Source organism: Myxococcus sp. AS-1-15, assembly GCF_020037055.1.
In the GTDB taxonomy this organism is placed as follows: domain Bacteria; phylum Myxococcota; class Myxococcia; order Myxococcales; family Myxococcaceae; genus Myxococcus; species Myxococcus fulvus.
The window spans coordinates 1-1,526 of record NZ_JAIQDF010000063.1 but is presented as its reverse complement, the minus strand read 5'-3'; the positions used below and the strand labels follow the sequence as shown (position 1 = coordinate 1,526).

The 1,526-nt window shown below is 66.1% G+C and carries 4 protein-coding genes; all 4 read left to right on the top strand.

Going from position 1 to position 1,526, the window contains the following annotated elements:
• On the top strand, positions 1-344 hold a 344-nt coding region (gene tnpB, locus K8625_RS43500; protein WP_223786101.1), incomplete at its 5' end, for an IS66 family insertion sequence element accessory protein TnpB.
• A gap of 87 nt (positions 345-431) precedes the next feature.
• Positions 432-761 (top strand): hypothetical protein, encoded by a 330-nt coding sequence (locus tag K8625_RS43495; protein WP_223786100.1) that lies wholly within the window; start codon positions 432-434, stop codon positions 759-761.
• Positions 758-1,081: a transposase gene (locus K8625_RS43490; protein ID WP_223786102.1), complete on the top strand. Its 324-nt coding sequence runs from the start codon at positions 758-760 to the stop codon at positions 1,079-1,081. Before K8625_RS43495 ends, K8625_RS43490 begins: the two co-directional genes overlap by 4 nt.
• A 15-nt stretch (positions 1,082-1,096) precedes the next feature.
• Positions 1,097-1,474 carry a hypothetical protein gene (locus K8625_RS43485; RefSeq protein WP_223786099.1) on the top strand — a complete coding sequence of 126 codons (378 nt, stop codon included), beginning with the start codon at positions 1,097-1,099 and terminating at the stop codon, positions 1,472-1,474.
• The last annotated feature ends 52 nt before the right edge of the window (positions 1,475-1,526 follow it).

Genomic DNA, 1,526 nt, shown 5'->3' with positions numbered 1-1,526 from the left:
TGCGCCGGGGCTTCGATGGATTGAGCGCGCTCGTCGAGCAGCAGTTGGGACAACAGTTGCTCAAGGGCGACGTCTTCCACTTCGTCGGTCGGTGTCGGCGTCGAGCCAAGGTGCTGCACTTCGACGGCACGGGCCTGGTGCTGCTCACCAAGAGGCTCTTCCGGGGACGCTTCGCCAGGCCCTGGAGCGAGGAGGGCGCGCAGGCGGTGGAACTGACGGTGAGTGAGCTGTCCCTCTTCCTGGAAGGCTGCGAGCTGGCGGGGCGGTGGAAGCTGTCGCCTCCGGCCGTGGACGACAAAGTCCTTGCGATAGGGGGTGTGGATCTGATCCTGAGCAGCGAGTGAGCAGACAAGCAGGGGGACCGCCGGGTGACTGATGGTCGATGGGAGGGGAGGTTGCTGGCGGGTTGAGCCACAGGAGGACATCCGACGATGCCGAAGGTGACCATCGAAGTGCCGGAAGGATTCGAGGACAGCGTCAAGGCGCTGGAGGAGACGTTGGAACGCGCGCAAAAGGGCGTGGTGGGTGCAAGCACTGGAGACCTGGCTGCGTTCGACACCGCGTGGCAGGCGGTCAATGCGGGCGTGGAGGAGACTGAGCGGCAATTGAAGCGGAGGTTGCTTCGAGGGCTCGACGTCGATGCCGCCCGAATCCTCATCGAAGGCGAGCCCTACGCGCGCGTCGGCCGGTATGCGGCGAGGTATGGGCTTGATCCGCATCAGTGGACACCAAGGAAGAGGCAGGTACGGTGTCCGACATGACGGAAGTGAAGAAGCCGCGACGTCCCCGGCGTAGCTACACGGAGGAAGTCAAGGCTGGGGCGGTGAGGCTGGTACTGGAGGAGGGCAAGACGACGTCCCAGGTGGCAAGGGACCTGGACTTGACGCTGTCGGCCTTGAGGATGTGGGTGGACCAGGCGCGGGCCGACAAAGGCCAGGGTAAGCCTGGAGCACTGACGAGTGCGGAGCGGCAGGAGCTCACGAAGCTGCGCAAGCAGGTGCGCGAGCTGGAAATGGAGCGGGCGCTCCTAAAAAAACTACACCGGCAAATATGGCCTGAGCCCCAGGTGTTGTCCTTCTGAAGGGGGGATACCACCATGGCTCGAACGACTGCTCACCCTGTTGCCACCCGTGAGGTGAGGGTCGACAGCGAGCGGCGGCGCTGCGAGGCGTGCGGCGCGCGGACGCGTGCGGACTGGCGCTCCCGCCGCTGCGTGACGACGCTCACCGGCTGCGTGGGATTGTCGGTGCAGGTGCGGGTGTGCCACCGAGAGGGGTGCCTGCTGGAGGGCGTGTCGTTGCGGGCCGAGGGGGAGGGGCGCTGGGTGCTGCCCGAGCACGAGTTCGGCCTGGACGTGCTGGCCTTCATCGGGGCGCAGCGCTACCGGGAGCACCGCAGCGTGCCGGAAATCCACGCCCTGTTACGGCACAAGGGCGTCGCCGTCTCCGCGGGTCAAGTCCCGAATCGTGTGTAGTTGTTCGGAGGGGGGTTCGGGGGAGGAATGCTCCTTGGCGGGGTCAAGCAGC

Excerpts from the sequence above, each read along its gene's own strand:
- K8625_RS43495 (WP_223786100.1), top strand. The coding sequence starts at position 432 with ATGCCGAAGGTGACCATCGAAGTGCCGGAAGGATTCGAGGACAGCGTC.
- K8625_RS43490 (WP_223786102.1), top strand. The coding sequence starts at position 758 with ATGACGGAAGTGAAGAAGCCGCGACGTCCCCGGCGTAGCTACACGGAG.
- K8625_RS43485 (WP_223786099.1), top strand. The coding sequence starts at position 1,097 with ATGGCTCGAACGACTGCTCACCCTGTTGCCACCCGTGAGGTGAGGGTC.